The sequence below is a fragment of the Acetobacter oeni genome, assembly GCF_011516825.1.
Lineage (GTDB): Bacteria > Pseudomonadota > Alphaproteobacteria > Acetobacterales > Acetobacteraceae > Acetobacter > Acetobacter oeni.
The window spans coordinates 1-1058 of sequence record NZ_WOTA01000086.1; the positions used below are offsets into that span (position 1 = coordinate 1).

General features: G+C 61.8%; 1 protein-coding gene. It reads left to right on the forward strand.

The window, feature by feature from the left end; translation table 11 throughout:
* Positions 1-94 precede the first annotated feature (94 nt).
* A protein-coding gene (locus GOB90_RS18660) for an IS630 family transposase (RefSeq protein ID WP_146893141.1) occupies positions 95-1043 on the forward strand; the annotation gives its coding sequence in 2 pieces (ribosomal slippage) (positions 95-435 and positions 434-1043; 951 coding nt in all).
* Positions 1044-1058 lie beyond the last annotated feature (15 nt).

Consider the following 1058-nt stretch of genomic DNA (forward strand, 5'->3'; position numbering starts at 1 on the left):
CTAGAGCATAATCTGACCTGACGGAGTCGTTTTGGGATTCCCGTTGGGCTGGAAATCTGATTCATGCTTTCTGCCGGACGGGAGGCTGGCATGCATGACCCGAGCCCTGTCCACCGACCTTCGCCAGCGCGCGCTTGCCGCTGTGGCATCCGGGATGACCCGCCGTGCGGCAGCTTCCCGCTTCGGTATTTCTCCATCGACCGTCATCCGGTGGGTAGCGGAGTGGCGCGCCAGCGGCCGCGACCATGCGCTGACACAAGGCGGCGATCGTCGCTCGCATCGGGTCGAGGCCTGGTCGGACTTCCTGCTGGCTGCGATTGAAACGAAGGCCGATATTTCCCTTATCGAATTGGCAGAGAAACTTGCTACGGAGCATGGGGTCCGCTTCGCGCCGAGCACGATCTGGCGCTGCCTCGACCGTCACGACATGACCGTCAAAAAAAACGGCGCACGCCAGCGAGCAGACACGACCCGACGTCGCAGAGCGGCGCGAGGCTTGGTTCGACAGTCAGCCTGACCTCGATCCGGGCCGGCTGGTCTTCATCGACGAAACCGCTGTCTCGACAAAGATGGCCCGCCTGCGGGGGCGGTCACGTCGTGGCACGCGCTGTCGAATGTCTGTGCCCCATGGACATTGGAAAACCACGACGTTCATCGGCGGACTGCGCCTGTCCGGAATGACCGCGCCAATGATGCTGGATGGCCCCATGACTGGTGAATGGTTCGCCGCCTACGCGCGCAAGGTGCTCGCTCCAACGCTGTCGCCGGGAGACGTCGTCATTCTGGATAATCTTCCGGCACACAAGAGTGCTGAAGCGCGGGAGGCTGTAGAGGCAGTCGGTGCCCGCCTGCTGTTCCTGCCGCCCTACAGTCCGGATTTCAATCCGATCGAAAACATCTTCGCCAAGATGAAGGCATGGATCAGACGAGTGGCGCCCCGAACCGTCGATGCACTCCAGGACGCGGTGTGCGGTGCAATCGACGATGTCTGTCACAGCCAGGCCGCCGCCTGCTTCACCGCCACAGGATATGAACCAGATTGATCGGATTATGCTCTA